The organism is Caballeronia sp. Lep1P3, from assembly GCF_022879595.1.
In the GTDB taxonomy this organism is placed as follows: domain Bacteria; phylum Pseudomonadota; class Gammaproteobacteria; order Burkholderiales; family Burkholderiaceae; genus Caballeronia.
In genome coordinates this window covers 605,840-632,684 of sequence record NZ_CP084265.1, presented here as the reverse complement: position 1 = coordinate 632,684, position 26,845 = coordinate 605,840, and the positions used below count along the sequence as shown (strand labels likewise).

General features: G+C 65.4%; 19 protein-coding genes and 2 pseudogenes. 8 read left to right on the top strand and 13 right to left on the bottom strand.

Annotated features, from left to right (window positions below):
- Nucleotides 1-6 precede the first annotated feature (6 nt).
- Together LDZ27_RS02955 and LDZ27_RS02950 are read right to left on the bottom strand one after the other, a co-directional pair.
- Entirely contained in the window at nucleotides 7-1,206 is a 1,200-nt protein-coding gene (locus LDZ27_RS02955) for an acyl-CoA dehydrogenase family protein (RefSeq protein WP_244815256.1), read from the bottom strand.
- A 12-nt stretch (nucleotides 1,207-1,218) separates the two neighbouring features.
- On the bottom strand, nucleotides 1,219-2,400 hold the full coding sequence (locus LDZ27_RS02950; protein ID WP_244815255.1) for a lipid-transfer protein: 1,182 nt from the start codon (nucleotides 2,398-2,400) through the stop codon (nucleotides 1,219-1,221).
- Nucleotides 2,401-2,640: 240 nt separating this feature from the next.
- Here LDZ27_RS02950 and LDZ27_RS02945 point away from each other — a divergent pair, with 240 nt between their 5' ends.
- Together LDZ27_RS02945 and LDZ27_RS02940 are read left to right on the top strand one after the other, a co-directional pair.
- Nucleotides 2,641-3,729 (top strand): YafY family protein, encoded by a 1,089-nt coding sequence (locus LDZ27_RS02945; protein ID WP_244815254.1) that lies wholly within the window; start codon nucleotides 2,641-2,643, stop codon nucleotides 3,727-3,729.
- On the top strand, nucleotides 3,726-4,550 hold the full coding sequence (locus LDZ27_RS02940) for a Sir2 family NAD-dependent protein deacetylase (protein WP_244815253.1): 825 nt from the start codon (nucleotides 3,726-3,728) through the stop codon (nucleotides 4,548-4,550). Before LDZ27_RS02945 ends, LDZ27_RS02940 begins: the two co-directional genes overlap by 4 nt.
- Here LDZ27_RS02940 and LDZ27_RS02935 read toward each other — a convergent pair.
- Nucleotides 4,538-8,020, bottom strand: coding sequence for a YhaN family protein (locus tag LDZ27_RS02935; RefSeq protein WP_244815252.1), 3,483 nt, complete (start codon nucleotides 8,018-8,020; stop codon nucleotides 4,538-4,540). The two genes, LDZ27_RS02940 and LDZ27_RS02935, sit on opposite strands and share 13 nt — an antisense overlap.
- A 3-nt stretch (nucleotides 8,021-8,023) precedes the next feature.
- Nucleotides 8,024-9,289: a DNA repair exonuclease gene (locus LDZ27_RS02930; RefSeq protein WP_244815251.1), complete on the bottom strand. Its 1,266-nt coding sequence runs from the start codon at nucleotides 9,287-9,289 to the stop codon at nucleotides 8,024-8,026.
- A 180-nt stretch (nucleotides 9,290-9,469) separates the two neighbouring features.
- Between LDZ27_RS02930 and LDZ27_RS02925 the strand changes: the two genes are divergently transcribed.
- A complete protein-coding gene (locus LDZ27_RS02925) occupies nucleotides 9,470-9,691 on the top strand; it encodes a hypothetical protein (protein ID WP_244815250.1) in 222 nt (73 codons plus the stop codon).
- 18 nt (nucleotides 9,692-9,709) lie between these two features.
- Here the strand turns inward: LDZ27_RS02925 and rsmA are convergent, their stop codons facing one another.
- From rsmA to LDZ27_RS02905, 4 genes are all read right to left on the bottom strand, one after another.
- Nucleotides 9,710-10,519 (bottom strand): 16S rRNA (adenine(1518)-N(6)/adenine(1519)-N(6))-dimethyltransferase RsmA, encoded by an 810-nt coding sequence (gene rsmA / locus LDZ27_RS02920; protein WP_244815249.1) that lies wholly within the window; start codon nucleotides 10,517-10,519, stop codon nucleotides 9,710-9,712.
- A 19-nt stretch (nucleotides 10,520-10,538) separates the two neighbouring features.
- Entirely contained in the window at nucleotides 10,539-11,528 is a 990-nt protein-coding gene (gene pdxA, locus LDZ27_RS02915) for a 4-hydroxythreonine-4-phosphate dehydrogenase PdxA (RefSeq protein ID WP_244815248.1), read from the bottom strand.
- A 6-nt stretch (nucleotides 11,529-11,534) separates the two neighbouring features.
- The gene (locus LDZ27_RS02910; protein WP_370653351.1) at nucleotides 11,535-12,899 is read right to left on the bottom strand and encodes a peptidylprolyl isomerase; all 1,365 of its coding nucleotides are present in this window, start codon (nucleotides 12,897-12,899) and stop codon (nucleotides 11,535-11,537) included.
- Between the two features lie 120 nt (nucleotides 12,900-13,019).
- Nucleotides 13,020-15,410 (bottom strand): LPS-assembly protein LptD, encoded by a 2,391-nt coding sequence (locus LDZ27_RS02905; RefSeq protein WP_244815246.1) that lies wholly within the window; start codon nucleotides 15,408-15,410, stop codon nucleotides 13,020-13,022.
- 267 nt (nucleotides 15,411-15,677) lie between these two features.
- On the opposite strand from LDZ27_RS02905, the gene LDZ27_RS02900 reads away from it, so the two are divergent.
- The 3 genes from LDZ27_RS02900 to purB all read left to right on the top strand — a co-directional run bounded on the left by LDZ27_RS02900 (nucleotide 15,678) and on the right by purB (nucleotide 18,889).
- Nucleotides 15,678-16,703, top strand: a complete 1,026-nt coding sequence (locus LDZ27_RS02900; protein WP_244815245.1) for an aminoglycoside phosphotransferase family protein — start codon at nucleotides 15,678-15,680, stop codon at nucleotides 16,701-16,703.
- Between the two features lie 10 nt (nucleotides 16,704-16,713).
- The gene (gene murU, locus LDZ27_RS02895) at nucleotides 16,714-17,412 is read left to right on the top strand and encodes an N-acetylmuramate alpha-1-phosphate uridylyltransferase MurU (protein ID WP_244815244.1); all 699 of its coding nucleotides are present in this window, start codon (nucleotides 16,714-16,716) and stop codon (nucleotides 17,410-17,412) included.
- An 88-nt stretch (nucleotides 17,413-17,500) separates the two neighbouring features.
- Complete coding sequence (purB, locus tag LDZ27_RS02890; RefSeq protein WP_244815243.1) at nucleotides 17,501-18,889, top strand: adenylosuccinate lyase; 1,389 nt, start codon at nucleotides 17,501-17,503, stop codon at nucleotides 18,887-18,889.
- 93 nt (nucleotides 18,890-18,982) lie between these two features.
- On the opposite strand, the gene LDZ27_RS02885 is transcribed toward purB, so the two are convergent.
- The 5 genes and pseudogenes from LDZ27_RS02885 to LDZ27_RS28980 all read right to left on the bottom strand — a co-directional run.
- On the bottom strand, nucleotides 18,983-19,477 hold the full coding sequence (locus tag LDZ27_RS02885) for a gluconokinase (RefSeq protein WP_244815242.1): 495 nt from the start codon (nucleotides 19,475-19,477) through the stop codon (nucleotides 18,983-18,985).
- A 10-nt stretch (nucleotides 19,478-19,487) separates the two neighbouring features.
- Nucleotides 19,488-20,849 (bottom strand): GntP family permease, encoded by a 1,362-nt coding sequence (locus tag LDZ27_RS02880; protein WP_244815241.1) that lies wholly within the window; start codon nucleotides 20,847-20,849, stop codon nucleotides 19,488-19,490.
- Nucleotides 20,850-21,098: 249 nt separating this feature from the next.
- Entirely contained in the window at nucleotides 21,099-21,338 is a 240-nt protein-coding gene (locus LDZ27_RS02875; protein ID WP_244815240.1) for a hypothetical protein, read from the bottom strand.
- Between the two features lie 171 nt (nucleotides 21,339-21,509).
- Entirely contained in the window at nucleotides 21,510-22,595 is a 1,086-nt protein-coding gene (locus LDZ27_RS02870) for a YadA-like family protein (RefSeq protein WP_244815239.1), read from the bottom strand.
- 1,440 nt (nucleotides 22,596-24,035) lie between these two features.
- Nucleotides 24,036-24,218: pseudogene (locus tag LDZ27_RS28980) on the bottom strand (hypothetical protein); the annotation flags it as partial.
- Between LDZ27_RS28980 and LDZ27_RS28975 the strand changes: the two are divergent.
- Together LDZ27_RS28975 and LDZ27_RS02860 are read left to right on the top strand one after the other, a co-directional pair.
- Complete coding sequence (locus LDZ27_RS28975) at nucleotides 24,196-25,518, top strand: hypothetical protein (RefSeq protein ID WP_370653350.1); 1,323 nt, start codon at nucleotides 24,196-24,198, stop codon at nucleotides 25,516-25,518. The pseudogene LDZ27_RS28980 and the gene LDZ27_RS28975 sit on opposite strands and share 23 nt — an antisense overlap.
- A gap of 51 nt (nucleotides 25,519-25,569) precedes the next feature.
- Nucleotides 25,570-26,705 (top strand): annotated as a pseudogene (locus LDZ27_RS02860) (IS3 family transposase); the annotation flags it as partial.
- Nucleotides 26,706-26,845: the final 140 nt, after the last annotated feature.

The following is a 26,845-nucleotide window of genomic DNA, read 5'->3' as shown; positions in this document are numbered from 1 at the left end:
GGCCACTCAGAGTTGGAACAGCATCTTCGCGATGATGCCGCGCTGCACTTCGCTCGTTCCGCCGTAGATCGTGGACGCGCGCCGGAAGAACATCTCGTTGGCCATGCCGCGCGCGATGTCCTGATGCGGCATCGGCTGGCCGAACCCGGCGTCGTGCGGCTCCGGATACGCGACCGCGCCGTAATCGCCGAGCGCATCGACGATGAATTCCGACAGGCGCTGCTGCAACTCGGTCCCGCGCACCTTGAGGATCGATCCGAGCGCGTGCGCGGCGGGGCTATGGTCGTGTTCCAGGGCGGCGACGCGCTGGACCATCGCGGCGATCGCGCTCACTTCGGCCTCGAAGCGCGCGAGCTTCATCGCGAACTCGGGCAGCTCGATCAGCGCCTTGCCGCCCGCGCGTTCGCTCGAAGCCAGCGTCCTGATCTGCGCGATGAAGCGCCTGAGCAGCGGCAATTCCGCCGCCGACGCGTGCTCGTTGTTGAGCAGAAACTTGGTGATCTTCCAGCCCTCGCCTTCCTCGCCGACGCGGTTCGCGACCGGCACGCGCACGTTGTCGAAGAACGTCTCGTTGAGGTGATGGCAATCGTCGATGCTGCGGATCGGGCGCACGGTGATGCCGGGCGTCGCCATGTCGACGAGCAGAAAGCTGATGCCCGCCTGCTTCTTCGCGCCCGCGTCGGTGCGCACGAGCAGGAAGATCCAGTCGGATTCATGCGCGTAGCTCGTCCAGATCTTCTGGCCGTTCACGACGTAGTGATCGCCGTCGCGCTCCGCGCGCGTGGAGAGCGACGCCAGATCCGAACCTGAGCCCGGTTCGGAAAACCCCTGGCACCACAGACGCTCGCCGTTGAGGATGAGCGGCCGGTGTTCGGCCTGCTGCCGCACCGAACCGAATGCATTGAGTACCGGCCCGAGCAGCTTCTGCGCGAAGCCGTCCTGCGTCGGCGCGCCGGCGGCCACGCATTCCTCGTCGAAAACGAGGCGCTGCATCACCGACCAGCCGGTGCCGCCGTGCTCCTTCGCCCAGTACGGCGCGCCCCAGCCTCGCTGGTTCAGGATGCGCTGCCAGCGCACGAGATCGGCGCGCATCGAACGCACGCTGCCGACGGGCTTGTTCGCGAGATCGGCCGGCAGGCTTTCGCGCAGGAATGCACGGACTTGCGCGCGGAACGCGGCCAGGTCCGCATCGGGTCGAAAATCCATCGAACGCTCCGCTTAGTTGCGATACATCGTGACGACACACGCGCCGCCGATCCCGACGTTGTGCTGAAGCGCGACACGCGCATCGGGCACCTGACGTTCGCCGGCCGCGCCGCGCAATTGCTGAACGAGCTCGGTGCATTGTGCGAGTCCCGTTGCGCCGAGCGGATGCCCCTTCGACAGCAGCCCGCCCGACGGATTCACCACGTAGCGCCCGCCGTAGGTGTTGTCGCCGTCGTCGATGAACTTCGCCGCGCCGCCTTCCGGACACAGGCCGAGCGCCTCGTAGGTGATGAGTTCGTTGTGCGCGAAGCAGTCGTGCAGTTCGATCACGTCGACGTCTTCCGCGCCGATCCCCGATGCTTCGTACACCTGACGCGCCGCATCCCGCGACATGCCGTAACCCGCGACGTAGCGCATGTCGTCGCCGGAAAGCGATTCCGGGCGGTCGGTCGTGAGCGCCTGCGCGGCAATCCACACGCGCGTGTCGAGGCCGTGGCGCCGGGCGTAGTCGTCGCTGCAGAGGACGGCCGCCGCCGCGCCGCAGGTCGGCGGGCATGCCATCAGGCGCGTCATCACGCCAGGCCACAGAAGCTGGTCCGCCATCACCTCTTCGGCGCTCACCACTTTGCGGAACACCGCGAGCGGGTTGTTCGCCGCGTGCCGGCTCGCTTTCGCGCGGATCTTCGCGAACGATTCGACCGGCGTGTCGAAGCGTTTCATGTGCTCCAACCCGGCCCCGCCGAAGATGCGCAGCGCGGGCGGAATGTCCACCGGCACGCCGAGCCTGTCGCACTGCGCGAGAAAAAGCTCCGATGGCAGCGGCCGGTCGTTGAAGTAGCTGCCGAGCGCGCCGGGGTTCATCTGCTCGAAGCCGACGACGAGCGCGACGTCGATCGCGCCGGATTCGATGGCTTGCCGCGCGAGGAACAGCCCCGTCGAGCCGGTGGAACAGTTGTTGTTCACGTTGAAGATCGGCAGGCCGGTCATGCCGACGTGATAGAGCGCGCGCTGGCCCGCCGTGGAATCGCCGTAGACGAAACAGGCGTATGCCTGCTGGACCGCCTCGTAAGCGACGCGCGCGTCGTCGAGCGCGAGGCGCGCGGCCTGCGCGCCCATCACGTCGTAAGTCTCGCTGGCGCCGGGCTTTCTGAACGGCACCATGCCCACGCCCGCCACCACCACTTTGCGCGTCATATGTTCTCCTTGGGTTGTCGTCACCACGCCGTGCGAATCGGCACCGGACCATCATAGGCACGCCCCCCCCCCGGTCACACCCCTCGTTTCTAGGGGGCGGGCGCCGCGCGTCCATATGACGATACATCGTGCGATCGGTCCCGCGCGCGATGCCTTGCCCGCACCCGCAATGCGCCACCAGGACAGATTATGTCCGGGTCGTCCGTATAATCGGCGCGTATTCCCGCCCGCTCCGATGCCATGACCTCCAGCCTCGACGAAGCCATTCTCCGCGTGCTGCCCACCGAACGCGACGCCGTCGCGTGGCTCTCCACGCCCGAAGTGCGCCGGCGGCTGGAAGAGCGCGGGCATCGCGTCGGCTATACGAAAAAGGTGCAGCGCCACTTGAGCGCGCTCGAAGCCGATTCGCGCGTCATCTCGACGATCAACGGACGTGAACTGCTCTGGCAGCGCAAGCCGTGGCTGCACGGCCTGCAGGAAGGCGTCGGGCTGATGAGCGCGTCGGAGGCGGTCGCGTTTCACATTCTCCAGCGGTTCGCGGGCAATAAACTGCCCAACGCGGTGACGAAGGACATCGATCCGCTTTTCAAGGCCGCCGAAGCGCGGCTGTCGCAGGAGAAGGCGGACAGCCGCATCTATCGCGCGTGGGCCGACAAGATCGATTCCGTCGATGGCGCGTTCACGCTCATCCGCCCGAAGCTGCGCCCGGACATATTCCAGACCGTCGCCACCGCGACGTTTTTCGAGCGCGAGCTGCTCGTGCAATACCGCGCGGCCTACAAGACGGAAAGCGGCGAGCGCAAGGAGCCGAAGCGCCTCTGGCCGCTCGCGCTCGTGGAATCGGCGGGCGTCATGTATATGGTCGCGCAGGACCCGCGCCGCGCACCGCGTGCGGGCGCCGGCGAAGGCGAAAGCGAGTCGGCGCAGTCGGCGCGCGCGCTGTATCGGCTGGACCGGATTCGTTCGGTGACGGAATCCGGCGAGTCCTTCACGTATCCGGACGATTTCAAGCTGCGCAAGTACATCGAAACGCAGCAGGCGTTCGACTTCCTGCCGGAACCCGCCGTGCGCCTGGAACTCGCGTTCGAAGGCAGCGCGGGCAATCAGTTGCGCGAATCGCCGATGTCGAAGGATCAGCAAATCGGCACGCTGCCCGACGGCCGCATGAAAGTCTCGGGCACCGTCACGCCGAGTCTCAAGCTGCGCTGGTGGCTGCGCGCGCTGGGCGCGGGCGTCGAAATTCTCGCGCCGCAAGCGTTGCGCGACGAATTCGCGCAGGATTATCTGAAGCTCGCGAACCGCTATCGCAAGACGGGAGACGCCGCATGAACGACGAAGCCTTCGTCGAACAGGCCGCCGCGTGGCTGCGCGACGCCGACGGCCTGCTCGTCACGGCGGGCGCGGGCATGGGCGTCGATTCCGGCCTGCCGGATTTTCGCCGACCGGAAGGCTTCTGGCGCGCGTACCCGGCGCTGCGGCATCTCGGCTTTTCGTTCGAGGACATGGCCAATCCGCAAGGCTTCGTGGCGCATCCGCGGCTCGCGTGGGGCTTTTACGGGCATCGGCTGGCGCTGTACCGGGCGACACAGCCGCACGAAGGTTTTCGTGTGCTGCAGCGCTGGGCCGCGCGCATGCCGCACGGCGCGTTCGTGTTCACGAGCAACGTCGACGGCCAGTTCCAGCGCGCGGGGTTCGCGCCCGGCGGCGTCGCGGAATGCCACGGCGCAATTGGCGCGATCCAATGCACCGACGCCTGCACGAACGACATCTGGCCGGCGGACGGCTTCGAGCCCATCGTCGATGAAAGCCGCTGCGAACTCGTGAGCGACCTGCCGCTCTGCCCGAATTGCGGGCGAATCGCGCGGCCCAACATCCTCATGTTCGGCGACTGGAACTGGATCGATACACGCTCGGCGCGTCAGGAGCGCGCGCTTGCCGCATGGCTCGGCGGCGTGCAGCGGCTCGTGGTCGTGGAGCTTGGCGCGGGCCGCGCCTTGCCGACGGTGCGCCGCTTCAGCGAGCGCCACGGGCCGCGCGTCATTCGCATCAATCCGCGCGAGCATGCGATCGCGCCCAACGCCGGCGTCGGCATCGCGAGCGGCGCGAAGGAGACGCTCCTGCGCCTCGATCGCGCGCTTCAGGCCATGTAACGCACGTTGACCTGCGGCCCGAACACGTCGCGCACCATGCCGACGAGATGGTCGTGGTGGCTCAGGAAGATGACTTGCGTGCGCTTCGCGACGTGCGCAAGCACGCGCAGGCCGGCGCGGGCGCGGCCATCGTCGAAATTGATGAAGAGATCGTCCGCGACGAACGGCAGCGTCGAGGCCTTCTCGCCGTGCTCCTCGAGCGCCGCGAGCCGCAGCGCGAGATAGAGCTGATCGCGCGTGCCCTCGCTCATGCCGCCGATTTCCACATGCTCGCCGCTCGCCGCGCGAACGGCCGCGAGCGCCATCGGCTGACGGTCGTAATCCACGACGAGCCGCGAGAACGCGCCGAGCGTCAGTTCCGAGAAGATCGTGCTCGCGCGTGAGAGCATCGGTCCCTGGCGGCGTTCGCGATAACGGTCGATCGCCCATTTCAGCAGCGTCGATGCCGTCTCCACTTTGACGAAGCGCTCGGCGGCATCGGCCATGACGGACAGCGCTTCCTGACGCCTCGCTTCGGCGCGCGCGGCGTTGGCCTCGCCGGAAATGGCGTCGAGTTCGCGGCGCGCCGCATCGAGTTCGGCGGCGAGCGCGGTCGACGCATGCACGGAATCGTTGAGCGCGCCGCTCAGCAGCGAAAGCTCTGCCTGCACGCCCGCGATGTCCGCGCCGTCCACTTCCGCGATGAGCGCGTCGAGTGCGAGTCCGTCGCCGCCCTTGATGAACGCGTCGCGCGCCTCGTTCACGGCCGCGTTCAGCTCGCGCTTCTTCTGCGACTGCGCGATGCGTGCCGCGAGCGCATCCGGCGTATCGACGCGCGCGAGTTCATAAAGCGGCTGCAAGCTCGCGCGCGCTTCCTCGACTGCGGCTTTCGCGGCGCTCGCCTGTTCGTTCGCGCTCGCCAGTTCCTTGCGGATGCGCTCGGCCTCGCCGCGCGCCGCGCACGCGCTTTCGAGCCGCGACGACAATTCGACCGAAATGCCGCTCGCATCGAGCGCGGAGATCGCGCTGTCGATGTGCGCGGCGAGCCGCGCCGCGTTCGATTCCAGCGATGCCAGCGACGCGCGCATGACATCGATCTGGCCGCCGCGAATGGCGTCGATCTGCGCGAGCCGCTCGCCGACTTTCTTCGCGATGCCGATGGCCGTTTCCGCCGCCGATTGCGAGTCCGCCGCGACCGCGAGCCTCGCCTTCGCAACCGCCGCCGACCACGCTTGCTGCCAGCGCTCGAACGCCTCGCGCGCGGCCTTCGCCGCGCCCTGACGCGCGATGCGCTCGGTACGCGCCGCGTCGAGTTGCTCGCTCACATGGCGACGCGTGACCACCGCTTCGTCGATGCCGCCGATATAGCCTTCCGCGATGTCGCATAGCGTGTCGACGGCGGCGAGCGCATCGGCGGGAACGCCCGCGAGCGCGAGTTGCCGGGCGAGTTCGTCGCGGCGTGCGTCGGCGTCGGCGGATTCGCGCGCGAGTTCCTCGCTGTGCTTGTCGAGCGTATGCGACGCAGCCAGCGCGTGTTCACGGCGCGCGAGCCACGACGAAACGTCGTCTAGCGCCATGTCCGCGATCTGCGATTGCGCGGCCAGCGCGCGCCACGCCGCGTCGAACCGTTCGAGCGCCGCCGCCGCATCGCGCTCGGCTTCCTCGCGACGCGCGAGCGCTTCCTCTTCCGCCGCAACGCGCCGCTTCAACGTGACGAGCTGCGTCGCCTGACCGACCGAGCCGAGCTGACGGTTCGCGAGGTCGTCCGCCGCGTGCATCGCGTTTTCGAATTGCGGCGCGCTCTGCGCGAACGGCGCTTCGCCCGACCGGATGACGCGCCATGCGGCGTCGCGCGCGTCGCGTGCGTCGCGCACATCGGCCGCCGTGACGACATCGTGCGTCTGCACGAAGTCGCCGAGTTGCGTTTGCGCGGCGTGCAGCGCTTCGTTCGCCTCCGCGAGACGATCGCCCGCGAGCACGAGCCGCGACGCGAGCGTTTGCCTTTCGTCGCGCAACGCAGCGATGCGCTCGGCGGCGGGCAGCGTCATCGCCCTGAGTTCCGCGAGCGGCCGCGCCCACTTGCCAAGCGATGCCATTCCCGCTTCGAGCGCATGCTCGGCTTCGCGGCGCGCATCGTCGAGGCGGCGCTGCGTTGCGCTCGTATCGCGAGACTTCTGCGCCGCACGCAACGCCGCGCGCAGGCCGGGCGCGACCTGCGCGTTCGCGATTCCGTCGAGACGCGCCTTCAGCGTTTCGATGTGCTCCGCGCCTTCTTGCGCCGCCCGCTCGGCGTTGCGCACCGCGAGTTCCAGTTCGCCGCGTTCGAGCATGAGGCTCGACACCGTCTGCAACGCGAGCGGTCCCGGCAGCGTCCGGCGCGCGCCGGCTTCGTCCTGCGGCCAGCCGAGTTGCGCGCAGTCCAGCGCGATGTGCTGCACGCGCGCGGCGACTTCCTGCTCGAGGCGCGCGATTTCGTCCGCGTGATTCGCGCATCGGTGGCGCGTGGCTTCGAGCGCGCGAATGTCGGCTTCGACCGCGAATACGGCCTCGTCGATGCGGATCGCGCTCAAGTCCTTCTGCAACTGCGCGACCGTGCCCGCGTGCAGTTGAAACGCGGTCTGCGCCGATGCGAGGCGCGTCAGCGCGCTTTGCAACGTCGCTTCGGCGTTCGCGGGCAGTTCGACGCCATCGCCCGATTCCCACGACGCGCGCAGTTCGTCGAGTTGCGCGGCCTTCTCGCGCCACACGTTGAGATAAGGCGCCACGCGCCGGATGCGCTCCAGCTTCGCGCGCTTCGTTTCGAGTTCCGCGCGGCGCGCTTCCTGTTCGCGGCTGCGCTCCTGCGCCTCCTCCACCGCGCCGTGCGCGCGGCGCCACTGCGCGGTGCGCACGCTCGCGGCCTTGAGTTCGGCGCTCGCGTCCTCGTATTGCTTCAGGCCGATGTAGTACGCGCGCTCGCCGGACTTGCGCCTCGCCCAGAGCGCGTCGGCTTCGTCGGCGAGACGCTGGCGCACTTCGCCCAGACTCGCGATGCCCGCCGCCGACTGAAACAGCACCTGTCCGACATCGCTCGATGCGTCGAGAATGCTTTGGCCGCCGCGAATCAGCGCGGTGTGGTCGAGGCAGTACATCTGCTCGAAGAAGCTCTTGTCCGCCGTGCCGAGAAAAGGCGCGAGCGCGTCGGCGGCGAGCGCGTCGCCGGCGGGCGTGACGAGCGGCGACTTGCGGCTCTTCGTGCGATGAAACGCGAGGCGCGCGCCGTCCTTCATAAGCGTCCCGCCGACGCGCAGCTCGCTTTGCGGATGCGCGAACGCGAGCGGCGAACTATGCGGCATGCCGAAGAGAAGTTCGGCGATCGCGGTCTTGATCGTCGATTTCCCCGCCTCGTTCGGTCCGACGACGAAGTGAAAATCGTGCTCCGCTTGCGGAAATTCGACGGCGTGATCCGTGAATTTTCCGTATCGGATGAGGTCGAGCTGGCTGATGCGCATGCGTTACTCCGCGTCCGCGAGTTGCGCGATCAGGCCCGAGCGCACGTCAGCGACGAGCTTCGCGAGATCACCCTCGCGCACGTATTCGAGTTCGGGCACGGACTTCTGCAATTCGCTCGGCGCTTGCGTCGCGAGCGTGATGAGGCGTTCCTTGAGCATCGCGAGAAATTCGGGATCGGATTCGGCTTCGATCAGAAGACCGTGAAGATCGGCGAGCGCGTCGGCGCCGTCGGCGAGGCGCGGTTCGGCCAGTTGGCGCGCGATGGGCTGCGTCGAGACTTTCACCTTTTCGAGCCACAGGCGGTCGTGGCTGATCGCGGCGATCTGCGCGAGCACTTCCGCGCGCAGTTGCGTTGCATGCGCGAAGAGTTCGCCGTGCGCCTTCGTCGCGCCGGTGATCGTCACGCGCACCGCATGCGGCACCGGCCGCTCGGCGCTATCGACGAGTTGTTCGAGCGCACGCCCGGTCGCGCGCGCGACTTCGTCGAGCGTGGCGAGATCGGAGGCATCGACGATGACGGATTCCCAGCGCAGCACATCGATGAACAGCCGCTCGACGCTCACTTCGTCGGACTCGGACACGTTCACGAGCACCGCGCCGCGCCTGCCCGTCTCGCGGATATTGCGCCCCTGCAGATTGCCGGGAAACACGATGGTCGATGCGTCGCCCCACATCGCGAATTCGTGAACGTGACCGAGAGCCCAATAGCGATACTCGCGCGCGTGCAGTTCGGCGACGGTGCACGGCGCGTAGCTCGCGTGCATGGACGCGCCTTCGAGCGCCGTGTGCAGCACGCCGATATTGAAATAGCCGTCCACGGGCGGCGGATACGCGGTGACGAGATTCGTCGTCACGGCCTTGTCCTTGAAGCTGTGGCCGTGCAGCGCGACCTTGAGCGCGTCGATGCGAAAGGTCTGCGGCTTCTTCGTCGAGAACGTGTGGACGTTGTCCGGCAATTGAAGCTGGCTCGTCATTTCGCTCTCGGCGTCGTGATTGCCGTACAGCACGTAGACCGGAATGCCCGCGCGACGCAGGCGTCCCATCTCGCGGCAGAAGAAGATGCCGGTGTTGTGGTCGCGCCAGGTGCCGTCGTAGAGATCGCCCGCGATGACCATGAAGTCGACGTGCTCGTCGATGGCAATCGACACGAGCTTCGAAAACGCCTCGCGCGTGGCGTTGCGCAGCATATCGGCGGGCGCGTCGGCGTAGGCGGATAGGCCGTGCAGCGGGCTGTCGAGATGGATGTCAGCCGCGTGAATGAAGCGCATGGTGCTGTCTCCTATGGATGAGTGGCCGCGCTTCGTCGTGAATCCGAACGTCGATGCTGCCACGCGATCGGGACACTTCGCGTCCTTTTGAACGGAAGCGGCGCGTGCGGCGCAAGAGACGCGGAATGTCCCGAAGCGCACGCAGAATCGGCGGACGTCGAAACGAACGGAGGCATACCGATGACGAGTCCCTATACCGCGCATAACGTCGACGCCGCGATCGTGCATCTGGAGCGCGTGTTGTCGGCTGAAGGCGCGAATTCGCTCTTCGGGCAAACGTACTGGCGCAAGCGCGTGCAGCAGGTCAGCGCGACACGCGGTTTGCAGCGCGATCAGCGCATGCGGCTCGAACGGCTGATGAACCGGCTCGCCGCCGATACGTGCGAGGCGCTATGCCAATGAACGCATCCGAAGACGCACCTAAGCACGCGCGACAGCCTGCGCGAGTCCAACGAACTCCGCGACTGGCACTTCTTCGGCGCGGCGCGAGAGATCGAAACCGAGCGCATCGAAGTCGATCTTGTCGCGATACGCGGCCAGATTGTTGCGCAAGACTTTGCGACGCTGCGCGAACGCGGCCTTGACGACATCGCTCAGCACGGTTTCGCTCACGTCCGGCAATTCATGCGGCGCGAACGGAATCATGCGGACGATGGCGGAATTCACCTTCGGCGGCGGATTGAACGAATCGGGCGGCACGTCGATGAGCTTGTCCATCACATAGCGGTATTGCAGCATCACGGACAAGCGCCCGTAATCCTTGCTCGCCGGCTCCGCGATCATCCGTTCGACCACTTCGTCCTGAAGCATGAAATGCTGGTCGATCACTTTCGGCGCGAACGCCGTGAGATGAAACAGCAGCGGGCTCGAAATGTTGTACGGAAGATTGCCGACGATGCGCAGCGTCGGCTTGTCGGCGTCGGTTGCGAGCGCGCCGAAGTCGAATTCAAGCGCATCGGACGAATGCACGACGAGCCGGTCGCCGAAGCGCTTCTCCAGCCGGCCGATCAGATCGCGGTCCAGTTCGACCGCATGCAGCGGCGAATCCGGCGTGGCGACGCGCGCGATCAGCGGCTCGGTGAGCGCGGCGAGTCCCGGCCCGATCTCGACCATGCGCTCGCCGCGCTTCGGCCCGATGGCATCGACGATGGAATCGATCACGCCCTGATCGACGAGGAAGTTCTGCCCGAAGCGCTTGCGCGCCAGATGGCCCTGGTGTCTGGTAGACATACGTATTCGATGGATGCAGTCAGGCGCTGCGTTTGTGGCGCGCCATGGTCACGGCGGCGTCGATGGCGGCGATCATGCTGCCCGCGTCCGCGCGGCCGGTGCCGGCGAGATCGAGCGCGGTGCCGTGATCGACCGAAGTGCGGATGATCGGCAAGCCGAGCGTCACGTTGATGCCTTCGCCGAACGTCGCGTATTTCAGCACGGGCAAGCCCTGATCGTGGAACATGGCGAGCACGCAATCGGCGTCTTTCAGATAGCGCGGCTGAAAAAGCGTGTCGGCGGGATACGGACCCGGCGCGTCGATGTCGAGCGCGCGGGCGCGTTCGAGCGCGGGCGCGATCACGTCGATTTCCTCGCGGCCCAGATAGCCGTTTTCGCCCGCGTGCGGATTGAGGCCGGTCACGAGAACGCGCGGCGCGGCAAGGCCGAAGTGCGCGCGCAAGTCGTGATCGATGATGCGCAGCGTTTCCACGAGCCCGTCGATGCTCAGTGCCGCCGATACGTCTTTCAGCGGCAGATGCGTCGTCGCGAGCGCGACGCGCAGCGGACGCTCGCCGGTGCCCGCGAGCATCATCACGACGCGCGGCGTATGCGTGCGTTCGGCCAAATATTCGGTGTGGCCGGTGAACGGGACGCCGGCATCGTTGATCGTGCTCTTTTGCAGCGGCGCGGTGACGATGGCGTCGAAACGCCCCGCGACGGCGCCGTCGATGGCGGCATCGAGCAGGCCGAGCACATAGCGCCCGTTCGCCGCGTTCAGCTTGCCGGCCTCGGCGGGCGCGGCGAGCGCGTGATGTTCGATGTGAATCGAATCGCCGCTGGAAGGCCAGCCGGAAAGCGCCCGCGCTTGCAGCAACGCGCGGTCGCCGAGCACGGTGAAGCGCACGCCGGGCCAGCGCGTGTGCGCCTCGCGAAGCGCCGCCGCCGTCAGTTCCGGACCGACGCCCGCCGGTTCGCCCGTCGTGATGGCGACGGCGAGCGGCAGGTCAGGACGCGCGGCGGTGGTCATCGGCGCTTACTGCTGCGCCTCTTGCGCAGCGATGCCCTTGTACTGCACGTAAGCGGTGTCGCGCAGTTCGCGCAGCCAGTCCGAGTACGCCTGCTCCGCCTTGCGCTGGCCGATGGCCTGACGCGCGATGTCGAGCTGCTGCGTCGCCGAACCTTCCGCCTCGCGCCGGCCGAGCACCTGAATCAGGTGATAGCCGTATTCGCTGCGCACGGGTTCGCTGACCGCGCCGTCCTGCAGATTGTTCATCGCGCGCTCGAACTCGGGCACGGTCTCGCCGGGGCTGATCCAGCCGAGATCGCCGCCCTGCGACGCCGAGCCGTCCTGCGAATACGTGCGCGCGAAGTTCGCGAAATCGCCGCCCGCCGCGACTTGCTGCTTGATGTCGAGCAGTTTCTGGCGCGCGCTCGCCTCGGACATGCCGTCCGACACGCGCAGCAAGATATGGCGCACATGCGTCTGCACGAGCTTGGGCGCGTCCGCTGCGGTGCCTTCGCTCGCGCGGCGCTCGACGAGCTTCACGATCTCGAAGCCGCCATCGGTGCGCAGGAGCGTCGGCACGACCTGACCCGGACGCAGCGCCGACACCGCCGAAACGATGCCCGCCGGCAGCGTGCCCGGCGCGCGAAAGCCGAGATCGCCGCCCTTGCCCGCGTCGGTGTCCTGCGAGTTCTGCTTCGCGAGCTTGGCGAAGTCGTCGCCGGCCTGAGCCTGCTTCAGCACGGCGTCGGCTTTGGCCTGCACCGCGGCGACCTGCGCCTCGGGCGCATCGGACGCGACCTTGAACATGATGTGCTGCAAGTGCAGATCGCTCGCGTTGCGCGCGCCGGGACCGCGCTGGCTCGCGATGTAGTTCGCCACTTCGCCGTCGGACACGGTGACTTTGCTGTCCACTTCCTTCTCGCGCAGCTTCGAGAGCGTGAGTTCGGTGCGCGCGTCGTGCACGAAGGTGGACCACGGCACGCCTTGCGCCTCGATGCGCGCGCGGTAGACGTCGAGCGTCATCTGGTTCTGCTGCGCGAGGCGTTGCAGGGTGCGGTTGACCGCGGCGTCGTCGATCACGATGCCGTCGTCTTTCGCCTTCTGCAACTGGATGCGCTCGAGCACCATCTGGTCGAGCACCTGCTGGCGCATCTGTTCGACGGGCGGCACGGGCGCGTTCTGCTGCTTGAGCCGCTGCGCGACGAGGCTCGTGCGCTCTTCCAGTTCGCGCTGCGTGATGACGCCGTCGTTGACCACCGCGACGACGGAATCCGCAACCTGCGCATTGCGACTCGACAACGCCTGCGCACCGGCCGGCGAACTCACGATCAGCGCCGCTGCGAGCGCACCCGCGGCAATCGCCGTCGATCGAAACAGTTTCATGTTTGCCACAGATACTCCATCAATTCCACACTGGATCAATCGTGTGCTGCACGTGCTCAGGCGCGCGGCGACGCGCTTCGCCTGTCTACGTCTGGTTAGCGGATGCCTGCGCGCGAAGGCTCATCGCCGTCACTCGTAGTCGCTGAAGCGAGCAAGCGGCGGCGCTGCCGGCGGCGGAGGCTGGTAGCCCTGCACGCTTGCCCGGAACGCGCTGACGAGACCGTTGTCGACCCTCGACAACCCCTTGAACGTGATCTGCGCGAGCACGCGCGTACCGGACGAAGGCTGACCGCTCGTGTTCACGCCGTTGGCGTAGCGCTGCGCGCCGAAGCCGAGCGCCCAGCAGTCGGCATCGTACTGGAACCCCACGAGGCCGTCGACGAGCCGGTGGCTCGCGAGATCATAATTGACACGCGCCACGGCATAGAGGCGATTCGTCAGCGGCCATTCGCCCGACACCAGAATCTGGTTGATCGGCTCGTTCACGAGCGTGGTCTGGTTCGAGCGCGTGTACCGGTAGCCGACGTTGATGACCTTGCGGTCGGACGGACTGAACGAGAAGCCGACGCTCGAGCGCACGAGCTGGTTGTTGTCGACATTATATTGGAACGCCGTTTCCGAGGCGAAGCCAGCGCCCAGCTTGATCGCCGCGCCCGCGATCAGGTCCGAGTGCTTCGCCTCGTTCATCGGCTGATCTTGCGAAATGGTGACGCGCTGGCTCGTGAAATAGTACTGCTGCGCGATGACGAAACGCGCGCGCTCGTCGCCCGTCGCGGGATTGATGAAGCGCGTCGTCAGGCCGGCGGTCAGGCGGTTCGCGTCCGCGATGCGGTCGTTGCCGACGAACGTGTTCGGCGTATAGATTTCCGCGAGGCCGAAGTCGGCTTCGGCGGTATCGAAAATCGGCGCGAAATTCTGGTTGCGATACGGCGTATAGACGTAATAGAGCCGCGGCTCGAGCGTCTGGATATAGTCCTGCCCGAAAAGGCGCACCGACCGGTCGAACACGAGCCCCGTATCGAGGGTGAGCGTCGGAATCGACTCGGTGAAATTCTTGGGCTGTCCGGCCGGCGTCAGCGGTTGTCCCGCGATCGGGCCGGTCGCGATGTGGCTCAGGTCGTAAGACGCGAAGTGCCACTGCACCTTCGGCGTGAAGAAGTAACCCGGCGCATTGATCCCGTAGCTCAGGTACGGGTTGAAGTACATGCGCTGGCCGTCGGTCGCGCCTTCCTGCGTGATCGTGAAGCGCGTGAAGTCCGCTTCCGCGCCGTAGTCGAAGCCGTTGACGTTGTACTTGTTGTACTGAACGTTCAGTTGCGGCTCGCGCGCATACGGCGGAATGGACGGCTGCAGCGTCTGCCAGCGCTGCTCGCGGGCGAGCACCGACCACGGCCCGTTGTTGTAGGTCAGCCCGGCTTCCTGCTGATAGACCAGTTGCGTGCCGTTCAGGAACTGGTTCGACGCGTTGCCCAGGTCTTCCGGATACTGGTCGTCGGAAACCTTGTTGTAATTCACGTAAGCGCCGAAGCCGCCGCCGAGATTCTGCGTGTGCTGCCAGAAGATCGCGTAGCGGTTCGTGTGCGTTTCGCGGTCGTTCGGCAAATAGTCGGCCGTGAACGAGCCGGAATACGTCGGCGAAAGATAGCGGTAATTCACCTCGCCCAGCACGCCGCGGCGCGACATGATGCGCGGCGTGACGGTCAGGTCGCGGTTCGGCGCGATGTTGAAATAGTACGGCGCGGTGATTTCGAAGCCGGTCGTCGAACTGAGCGAGAAGGTCGGCGGCAGAAGACCGCTGCGACGTTCGCCCGTGAGCGGAAACGAAAGCCACGGGCTCGCGAACACCGGCACGCCCTGAAAGAACAGCACGCCGTTGTGCGCGATGCCCTCTTCCGAGCCGGTATCGAAGTCGAACGACGATCCCTTGATGTACCACGCCGGATCGCTCTCGCACTGGCACGCGGTGTACGTGCCGTGATCGACGCGCCCGCGCTCGTTGTCGATGAGATCGATGCGTTCCGCGCTGCCCGAGCCGCCCGTCAGATTGAAGTGGTACTTCGGGTTCGTCATGAACCCTTCGTTCGAATCCACCTTCAGATGCGCTTCCGGCCCGACGAACGTCATGCCGTTGTTGATGAGCCTGACATTGCCGAAAGCATCGGCCATGTCCGTATCCTGATCGTAATGGAGCGCGTCGGCCTTGATGACCGTGACCGTGCGGCGCACTTCCGCCGCGCCCTTCGCCGCCTTGTCCTCGTCGGACGTGCCGGTGGCCTTGTCGCCCAGAAGGAAGGTCGTGGGCTGCTGCCCGCTTTTCAGCGGACGCTCGAGCAGTTGCGGCGCGAGACGCAGGCTGCCGGCGCCGTCGAGCGGCTGCGCATCGGCGGCGGGACCGGCGAGCTGCGCATGCGCGAAAGCGGGCATCAGGCCCGGTACGGAAAGCAGCGCGGCGACGAGCCGCCGTCGGCGTGGCTGAGCGTCGCCTTGGATCTTCGATACGGGAAACTGTCGTGGCGGCATGTATGGGTGGCGGTTCGATCCCGTTCGCGTGGCGCGCGCTCGATGCCGCCGAATGAGCGGCCGCTTTGCCGGCGTCACTGTGCGCGTCGTTGCCCGCGTCGATGCCCTGGTGAACCTGACGGTCCGTCGCTATGCAGGACGACACTCGATCGAACGATGACGCGGCACGGTCGTCGGCGCCTGGCGCCAAGCGCGAACAGATAGCTCAAGGATCGCTTGAAAAAGTCGTGGGGTATTATATGGCAAGATGTTTTGCCTCTCGAATTTATGACGCACATTCCCGCCGACGCCCGCTTCGACCAACTCCGTTCCTGGCTTGAGACTTTCGCCGCGCGTTATCGGCTGAATGTCGCGAGCCTCGCCCCCGCCTCCGCCGATGCCAGTTTTCGCCGCTATTTCCGTCTCGATTGCGAGTCGGACTACGGCAACACGCTGATCGCGGTCGATGCGCCGCCGCCCGAAAAATGCCGCGAGTTCGTGCAGGTCGCGGAATTGCTCGAAGCGGCGAGCGTGCATGTGCCGAAGATTCTGGAAACGGATTTCGACGCCGGCTTCATGCTCGTCACCGATCTCGGCACGACCACGTACATGTCCGTGCTCGACGAGAAGAACGCGCGGCCGCTGATGCGCGCGGCCATCGACACGTTGATCCGCTTTCAGCAGACCGCGCGCGAAGGCGTGCTGCCGCCGTTCGACGAAGCGTTCCTGCGCCGCGAGATGGAGCTGATGCCCGAATGGTTCATCGGCCGGCATCTGGGCCGCGAAGTGACGGAGGAAGAGCGCAAGACGCTCGACGACACCTTCGCGCTGCTCGCCGAAAGCGCGCTCGCGCAGCCGCAAACCTTCATGCTGCGCGATTACATGCCGCGCAATTTGATGGTGTCGGAGCCGAATCCCGGCGTGCTCGATTTTCAGGACGCGGTGTACGGCCCGATCACTTACGACATGGCCTCGCTCGTGCGCGATGCGTTCATCAGCTGGGACGAAGAGTTCCAGCTCGACTGCATCGCGTATTACTGGGAGCGCGCGAAAAAAGCCGGGCTTCCCGTCGATCCCGATTTCGGCGAGTTCTACCGCCAGCTCGAATGGATGGGCCTGCAGCGGCACATCAAGGTGCTGGGGCTTTTTGCGCGCATCCATTATCGCGACGGCAAGCCGCGTTACCTCGCGGATCTGCCGCGTTTCATCGGCTACGCGCGCAAGGTCGCGGAGCGTTACGCCCCGCTGTGGCCGTTCGCGCGCCTGCTCGATTCGCTCGAAGGCCGCGCGATCGAAGTCGGCTATACGTTCTAGGCTCACGTCGATGCGCGCTCTCAAAACGGCGATGATCTTCGCCGCCGGCCGCGGCGAACGCATGCGCCCGCTCACCGATACATGCCCCAAACCGCTACTCGAAGCGGGCGGCAAGCCGCTGATCGTCTGGCAGATCGAGCGTCTCGCGGCGGCGGGCATCGAACGTATCGTCATCAATCACGCCTGGCTCGGCGCGCAGATCGAAGCGGCGCTCGGCGACGGCTCGCGCTGGGGCGTCGAGTTGCGCTTCTCGCCGGAAACCGAAGCGCTGGAGACGGCGGGCGGCATCGCGCAGGCGCTTCCGATGATCGGCAGCGGCGTGTTCGTCGCGGTGAGCGGCGACGTGTTCTGCGACTTCGACTACGCCACGCTGCGCACGCACGCAGAAGCGCTCGCGCTGCGCGACGTTCCCGGCATGCATCTTGTGATGACGCCGAATCCGCCCTTTCATCCGGCGGGCGATTTCGCGCTCATCGACGGCAAGCTCTCGCTCGACGGCGCGCCGCGCTGCACGTTCGGCAACATCGGGGTCTACGACACGCGCATGTTCCGCGATCTCACGCCCGGCACGCGCCGCGCGCTGACGCCGTACTATCGCGAAACTATCGCCGATGGGCGCGCGAGCGGCGAACTGTTCGAAGGCCGATGGGAAAACGTCGGCACGCCCGCCCAGCTTCACGCGCTCGACGAAGAACTGCGAAGGCGCTGAGCGCCCCGGAATGAGAGACATCCGATGGTAAAATGCGCGGTTCTTCCGTCTTTTCCTCCCAGCCGCAAGCCGCTGCCGACACGCCATCATGTCCGATACCCGTCCCGATTCCCTCTTTGCGCTGACCGCGCTTTCGCCGCTCGACGGCCGCTACGCCGCCAAGACCGAAGCCCTGCGTGACTGGCTTTCCGAAGCGGCTTTCATGCGCCATCGCGTGACGGTCGAAATTCACTGGCTGATCGCGTTGTCGCGCGCGGGTTTCGCCGAAGTGCCGCGCTTTTCCGACGCGTCCGAGAAGTTTCTGCTCGACCTCGCCGAACGCTTCACCGCGCACGACGCGGCGCGCATCAAGGACATCGAGCGCGTCACGAATCATGACGTGAAGGCGGTCGAATACTGGCTGAAGGAATCGGTGAAAGGCCAGCCGGAACTGGAGCGCGCGAGCGAGTTCATCCATTTCGCGTGCACGTCCGAGGACATCAACAACACGTCGCACGGCCTGATGCTTGCCGGCGCGCGTGATCGCGTGATCGTCCCCGCGCTGCGCTCGGTGCATGAACGTCTGGTCAAGCTCGCGCATATCCACGCCGAGCAGCCGATGCTCTCGCGCACGCACGGCCAGCCCGCCAGCCCAACCACGCTCGGCAAGGAAATCGCCAACGTCGCCGCGCGTCTGTCGCGAGCGATCGAGCGCATCGCGCATGTGCCGCTGCTCGGCAAGATGAACGGCGCGGTCGGCAACTACAACGCGCATCTGTCCGCTTATCCGGACTTCGACTGGGAAGCGTTTTCGAAGGATGTCGTCGAGAACCGGCTCAAGCTCACGTTCAACCCGTACACGATCCAGATCGAGCCGCACGATTACATGGCCGAACTGTTCGACGCCGTCGCGCGCGCGAATACGATCCTGCTCGACCTCGACCGCGACGTGTGGGGCTACATTTCGCTCGGCTACTTCAAGCAGCGCACGAAGGCCGGCGAGATCGGCTCGTCGACGATGCCGCACAAGGTCAATCCGATCGACTTCGAGAACTCGGAAGGCAATCTCGGTCTCGCGAACGCGACGCTGCGCCATCTTTCGGACAAGCTGCCGATTTCGCGCTGGCAGCGCGACCTGACCGACTCGACGGTGCTGCGCAACATCGGCGTCGCGTTCGGCTATTCGCTGCTTGCTTACGACGCGCTCATCCGCGGCCTCGACAAGCTCGAAGTCAACGCCGCGCGCCTGAACGAAGACCTCGACAACTGCTGGGAAGTGCTGGCCGAGCCGGTGCAGACGGTGATGCGCCGGTACGGCATCGAGAATCCTTACGAACAGCTGAAGGAACTGACGCGCGGCAAGGGCATCACGCGCGAAGCATTGCAGGCGTTCATCGGCGGCCTGGCGATTCCCGCCGACGCGAAGCAGTTGCTGCTCGATATGACGCCCGGGTCGTATATCGGCAAGGCGGTGGAATTGGCGAAGCGGATCGCCTGACGATCATATAAGGTCCGCTGCCGCTGCCGCGCCGCAAATAGAGAAGCCCCACGTTCTGCCGAACGTGGGGCTTTTGCTTTGGTTCGCGCGGATTCAGCGCGTCTTCAGCTTCTCGATCACGTTATCGACGATCTGCTCGGGCGACAGTTCGATGCTCTCGCTGATCGCCTCGTCCTCGCCCGGTTCCTCGAGCGTGTCGAGCTGGCTTTGCAGCAGCGACGGATCGAAGAAATGGCCGGTGCGCGTCTGCAGCCGCTCGCTCAGCGTCTCCAACGTGCCGTGCAGATAAACGAAGCACACGTCGCTGTCGCCGTCGCGCAGCACGTCGCGGTAAGAACGCTTGAGCGACGAACACGTGAAAACCGCCGTCTCGCCGGCGCGCTGCTTCTCTTCGATAGCCGCGCGAATCGTCTGGAGCCACGGCCTGCGGTCCTCGTCGGTCAGCGGAATGCCGTGGTGCATCTTCTCCTTGTTGGCGGCGCTGTGGAAGGCGTCGCCGTCCGTGAACGAGCAATGCAGGCGTTCCGCCAGCAATTCACCGATTCGGGACTTTCCGGCGCCCGACACGCCCATCGCGATCAGAATCATCGAAAGCTCCTTACACGACCGCCGCGAGTGCGAAGGTCAATCCGAGGCCCATCAGGGAAATGATGGTCTCGCACAATGACCAGGTCTTGAACGTCTGGCCGACCGTCATGCCGAAATACTCTTTGATCAGCCAGAAACCGCCATCGTTCACGTGCGAGAAAATCAGAGAACCCGATCCGGTCGCGAGCACCAGCAATTCCGGGCTGACATGCCCGCCGGCGGCGCTCGCGATCGGCGCGACGATGCCGCAGGCGGTCGTCATCGCGACGGTCGCCGAACCCGTGGCAAGGCGGATCAGCGCGGCCACGAACCAGCCGAGCAGAAGCGGCGACAGGCTCGCCTGCGAAGCGGTGGCGACGATCTGCTGAGAAATGCCGCTATCGCGCAACACCTGGCCGAAACCGCCGCCCGCACCGACGATCAGCGTGATACCGGCGATCGGCGCGAGACACTCGCCGCAGAACTTCTGAATCTGCTCGCGATTGAAACCGCGCGCCGCGCCGAACGTCCAGAAACTGACGAGCACGGCAATCAGGAGCGCGATATCGGACTGACCGACGAAGCGCAGCAGGTCGTTCGGCAGCGTCTTGGGCGTGAACACGAGATCCGCCCAGCTTCCGACGAGCATGAGAATGACCGGCAGCAGAATCGTGAAGAGGGTGATGCCGAAGCCCGGCAGCTCGCGCTTCTTGCTCTCGCCGTGCTTTTCGACGAATTGATCGGCGAGCGCGTTGGTATCCGGCAGCTTGATGTGCTTGTGAATCAGCAGCGCGAACAGCGGGCCGGCGACGATGGCAGTCGGAATCCCGACGATCAGACCATACGCGATCGTCTTGCCGATATCCGCGTGGTACGCCTGAACCGCGAGCAGCGCGGCGGGGTGCGGCGGAACGAGGCCGTGGACCACGGACAAGCCGGCGACCATCGGCAGACCGATGAGCAGCAGCGACTTGCCGGTTCGCCTTGCGACGTTGAAAGCAATCGGAATCAGCAGCACGAAGCCGACTTCGAAGAACACCGGCAAACCGACGATGATCGCGACGACCATCATCGCCCAGTGGATGTTTTTCTCGCCGAACAGATTGATCAGCGTATTGGCGATGCGCTCGGCCCCGCCCGATTCCGCCATCATCTTGCCGAGCATGGTGCCGAGGCCGACGACCACCGCGATATGCCCGAGCGTGTTGCCATTGCCGGTTTCGAACGCCTTGACGATCTTGTCCATCGGCATGCCGACGGCGAGCGCCAGCAGCACGGATACGATCATCAGAACGAGAAACGGGTAAACCTTGAAGCGGGCGATCATCAGGATCAGAACCGCGATCGCGATCACCGCGTAGAGCAGCAACATGCTCCCGTGGACGGCTGGCATAACGCCTCCTTTGATTTTGTTGAGATTATTTGCGCTATGCGTGCGTTTGCCGCCGCTGCCCCTCTTCCTGGCAATGTCCGGCAAGCGCGCACACGGCGCGGAGAAATCCGAATTCTACTGGCAAGCCGCGAAGGTGTCGTTGAACGCGCAATGGACTGTGCGATGCGTGCGCCGTCCGAATTGCGCGCGCGCAAATAAAAAAACCGACGCTCGGATGAGCGTCGGTTTCGGGGTGAATCGGTCGCGCGATCAAGCGGCCGGCTTGGGCGGCGCTGCCGCAGCGCAACTGAAAGTGATTTCGCGTGGGTTGCTTCGGCCTTGATCGACCGGAGCGCCGTCGATCGCTTGCGTCATGACGACTTGCTCCTCCTTGCAAATCCGCGCGGCAGCTGCCATGCAGGACTTTTGCGATTCGAAGACACCGGAACAGGTGACGCGGTAGGCATCGGCCTGCCCTGCGATGTTCACCTTGCGGGCGGTGTAAGTCATGTCCGTGTCCGTCGCGCACGCTGAGAGCACGCCGGCCAGCAGAAGCGCTGAGATAAGAAGTTTGGACATCTGTGTTTTGCCAGGTTAATACGAAGTGGCTCCGTGTCGCCCGGGTGATCGCACGACATCGCGATCTCCCGGGCATTCACAATGCTTCTTCAGACGTGATGCTTACCAGCGATACGATGCGTTCGCGCTATACACCGTTCCGTTGCGGCTCGTACCCGCGCCAGCCTTCAGCACGAGGTTCTGAGTGACGCGCAGGTTCAGCGCAACGGCCGCGGCAGCATAGCCTTGGTACGACGCCCCGCCGACACCGACGGACATCTTCTTGTCCTGATCGATGTTGGGAACCATCGCCAACGCCGTGGCTGCGGCGATGCCCGAGTAGGCGTTGCGGCCAACGTTGTTCACCTGGTTCTGCATGCCGCCGACCACGCTGTCGGTATAGCTGTTGGCTTGCGCCACGCTATCGTCCAACTGCTTGACGTTGACCATGTCCGTGTCTTGCGTACCCGCAGCCACGTTCGTGATCTGACGCTCGCTTCCAGCCGAACCGACCGACACCGTCTGCGCACGATCCGCGACCGAACTCGCGCCGAGCGCGACGGAATTGTCCGCCGTTGCCTGGCTGTTCGCACCGATCGCCGTGGCGTAGTTGCCGCTGGCAAGGGAGCTCGCACCATATGCGGCGGTACTCATGCCGGTTGCCTGTGCGTTCGCACCGGCTGCCGTTGCATGCGGACCGCTCGCGATGGCAGCTTCCGTCGTCCGGTCTCCGTCCGCTGCGAACAGCGGATTGGCGTTTGCCGTCACGTTCGTGATGGACGCGGCCAGAGCGTCCAACTGCTCCTTGTTGGCCAGGTCCGTCGGAGCGACGCCGTCCTGCACGTTGTGGATCTGCGTGCCGTTGGTGCCACCGAGCGTGATGTTGCCGTAGTCGTTGTTGCCATTGGCGTCGGTGTCGAACGTGACTGCAGCCTTCGTCGCCGTGTTGCCGCCGTCGTACAGGCCAGACTCCTTCAACTGACCGACCGTTGCAACGTCGTCGCTGGCGATACCGTCCGCGATATGCGTGATGCGCAGCTTGTCCGTGCTGTTGCCGAAGGACACCGTGTTCGCCTGATCCGCCACGGCATTCGTCGCGAGCGCCACCGAATTGTCGGCCGTCGCCGAAGCGTTGCCGCCGATCGCGATCGAGTTCTTACCCGTTGCCGACGAATCGATGAGGACCGAGTTGGCATGGAAGTACTTCATGCCGCCGCCGTTCACCGCGGTACTGACCGCCGTGGAGATGCTCGTGACATCGCTCATCGCGGTGCTGACCGTGGTCGACATCGAGTCGATGCTGGTCGATATGGAGCTCACGCTCGTCGACATGGAATCCATGCCGGTCGAGATGGACGTGGACAGGGAATCGAATCCGGTCGACAGCGACGAGATACCCGTCGACAGCGAGCTGATGCCGGTGGACAGCGAGCTGACCCCCGTCGACAACGACGAGATCGCGGTCGAAGACGACGTGGACAGCGAGCTGATGCCCGTCGAGAGCGAATCCACACCCGTGGACAGCGACGTGATCGCCGTCGAGGTCGAGGTGGACAGCGAGCTCATGCCCGTGGACAGCGAGCTAACGGCCGTCGACGACGAGGTCGACAGCGAGCTGATGCCCGTCGAGAGCGAATCCACACCGGTCGACAGCGAGCTGATCGCGCTCGAAGTCGAAGTCGACAGCGAGCTCATGCCGGTGGACAGCGAATCCACACCGGTCGACAGCGAGCTGATCGCCGTCGAAGTCGAGGTCGACAGCGAGCTCATGCCCGTGGAGAGCGAACTGATGCCCGTGGAGAGCGAACTCACACCCGTGGACAGCGAGCTGATGCCCGTCGAAGTGGAGCTCGACAGCGAGCTCATGCCCGTCGAGAGCGAACTCACACCCGTGGACAGCGAGCTGATCGCCGTCGAGGACGACGTCGACAGCGAGCTGATGCCCGTCGAGAGCGAATCCACACCCGTGGACAGCGAGTTGATCGCCGTCGAAGTCGAGGTCGACAGCGAGCTCATGCCCGTCGACAGCGAGCTAATCGCCGTGGACGACGACGTGGACAGCGAGCTCACGCCCGTCGAGAGCGAATCCACACCCGTCGACAGCGAGCTGATCGCCGTGGAGGTCGAGGTCGACAGCGAGCTCATGCCGGTGGAGAGCGAGCTCACGCCCGTCGAGAGCGAGTCGACACCGGTCGACAGCGAGCTGATCGCGCTCGAAGTCGAGGTCGACAGCGAGCTCATGCCCGTCGAGAGCGAGCTGATGCCCGTGGAGAGCGAACTCACGCCCGTCGAGAGCGAGTCGACACCCGTGGACAGCGAGCTGATTGCGCTCGAGGTCGAGGTCGACAGCGAGCTCACGCCCGTCGAGAGCGAGCTGATGCCCGTGGACAGCGAACTCACGCCCGTCGAGAGCGAGTCGACACCCGTGGACAGCGAGCTGATCGCGCTCGAAGTCGAGGTCGACAGCGAGCTCACGCCCGTCGAGAGCGAATCCACGCCCGTTGACAGCGAACTGATCGCGCTCGAGGTCGACGTCGACAGCGAACTCACGCCCGTGGAGAGCGAGTCGACCGCGGTCGAAGTCGAAACCGACAGCGAGCTCAGACCCGTGGAGAGCGAGTTGATCCCCGTCGAGCTCGACGCCGAGAGCGAGCTCAGCTGGCCGAAGTTCACCGCGTCGTACTGGCTCGTGCCGTCCGCCACGTTCGTGAGCGTCACCGGCGTCGTCGAGCCGGCGCCGCCCAGCGTCACCTTCGTGTGCGACGCGTCATCGTATTGCACCGAGTTGGCCACGCCCGTCGAGAGCGAGTTGATCGCCGAGGACGTGGACATCGACAGCGAGTTCACACCCGTGGACAACGACGCGATGCCCGTCGAAGTTGAGCTCGACAGCGAGTTCATGCCCGTCGAGAGCGAACTCACGCCGGTGGAGAGCGAACTGATGCCCGTCGAGGTCGAGGCCGACAGCGAGTTGATCGCCGTCGAGGTCGAGCTCGACAACGAGTTCATGCCCGTCGACAGCGAGCTGATGCCCGTCGAAGTCGAGGCCGACAGCGAGTTCATGCCCGTCGACAGCGAGCTCAGGCCCGTCGAGGTCGAGGCCGACAGCGAGTTCATGCCCGTCGACAGCGAACTGATGCCCGTCGAGGTCGAGGCCGACAGCGAGTTCATGCCCGTCGACAGCGAGCTCATGCCCGTCGAGGTCGACGCCGACAGCGAGTTCATGCCCGTCGACAGCGAGCTGAGGCCCGTCGAAGTCGACGCCGACAGCGAGTTCATGCCCGTGGAGAGCGAGCTGATGCCCGTCGAAGTCGAGGCCGACAGCGAGTTCATGCCCGTGGAGAGCGAGCTCACGCCGGTGGACAGGGAGCTAATGCCGGTGGACAGCGAGCTGACACCCGTGGACAGCGAGCTGATGGCCGTCGAAGTCGACGCCGACAGCGAGTTCATCCCCGTGGAGAGCGAGCTGACACCCGTGGACAGCGAACTGATGCCCGTCGACAGCGAGCTGACACCGGTGGACAGCGAGCTGATCGCGGTCGAGGTCGAGGCCGACAGCGAGCTCATGCCCGTGGACAGCGTACTGACACCCGTGGACAGCGAGCTGATACCGGTCGACAGCGAACTCACGCCCGTGGACAGCGAGCTGATCGCGGTCGAGGTCGAGGCCGACAGCGAGCTCATGCCCGTGGAGAGCGAACTGACACCTGTTGAGAGCGAGCTCACGCCGGTCGACAGCGAGGTGATGGCGGTCGACGTCGAGCTCGACAACGAGTTCATGCCGGTGGACAGCGAACTCACGCCCGTGGACAGCGAGCTGATGCCGGTGGACAGCGAACTCACGCCGGTGGACAGCGAACTGACCGCCGTCGAGAGCGAGCTCACACCGGTCGACAGCGAACTCATACCGGTCGACAGCGAGCTGATCGCGGTCGACGTCGACGCCGACAGCGAGCTCATGCCCGTGGAGAGCGAACTCACGCCCGTGGACAGCGAGCTGATGCCCGTGGACAGCGAGCTCACGCCCGTCGAGAGCGAACTGATGGCGGTCGACGTGGACGCCGACAGCGAGTTCATGCCCGTGGAGAGCGAGCTGACACCGGTGGAGAGCGAGCTCACGCCGGTGGAGTGAGATTGACCCGCCAAAACGGACACCTATCCTTTGGAACAAGGGGGTGCCGAAATGGGCAAGCATCGAGCACCGTACCCGGCGGAATTCCGGGCTCACATAGTCGAGCTGGTGAAGGCGGGTCGAACACCCGAGGAGCTTGCGCGAGAGTTCGAGCCGAGTGCGCAGACGATAATCAACTGGGTGGCGCAGGCGGATATTGACGCCGGCGTGCGTCAGGACGGGTTGACCACGGCTGAGCGCCACGAACTAACCCGCTTGCGCCGCGAGAATCGGCAATTGAAGACGGAGCGCGACATTCTCTCTCACGCTGCAGCCTGGTTCGCCCGCGAGACAGGAGCCGTGTCCTCGAAGGATACGGATTCATGAGAGCAAATCAGGCCCGTTGGCCCATTGCCACGATGGCCCGGCTGCTGGGAGTCTCGACCAGCGGCTACTACGCGTGGCTGGTGCGGGAGCCATCAAAGCGGTCACGTAGCGATGCTCAGCTACTGACGCGTATTCGTACGTTGCATGCGAGTTCACGAGGTACATATGGGGCGCCGCGCATCCATGCGCAACTTGCGCGCGAGGGAGTGCACGTGGGACGCAAACGAGTCGCGCGCCTGATGCGCATCGCGGACCTACGGGGAGCAACCCGACGGCTCTGGCCACGGACAACGCGCCAGCGTACCGGGGCACGGCGCGCACCGGACCTCGTGCGCCGGCACTTCAATGCTGAAGGGCCCAACATACTGTGGGTCGCAGATGCCACCTACATTCCGACGACAGAAGGCTTTCTCTTTCTGGCTGTGGTGCTTGATGTGTTCAGCCGGCGCATCGTCGGCTGGGCGATGTCGAACCACTTGTACACCGAACTGATGTTGCGCGCGCTCGACATGGCCATCCAGCAGCGACGTCATGAGGGCGTGATTTTGCATTCCGACCAAGGGTCGCAATACACGTCAATTGCCTTCGGAAAACGCTGCCGCGAAGCCGGCGTGCAGCCGTCGATGGGTACGGCCGGCGACGCGTACGACAATGCGATGTGCGAATCCTTCTTTGGGACGCTTGAAGCAGAGCTCCTGTCGCGCGAACACTTCGCGACCCATGAACAAGCACGGAGGCGCATCTTCTCCTTCTTGGAAGGCTGGTACAACGTACGCCGCCTGCATAGCAGCATCGGCTATTGTTCGCCGCTCGAATTCGAAAACCTGAGCGCGAAGACAAAAACTGCATCACCCTGCGAGTTGCCCACCGACGGGCAGCGTCGTGGTCGTGAGAAGCGACCCGCTGCCCGTCCGTGGACAACCCGCAACTCAACGCTTAACGGAGGCCGGACCACGACAAA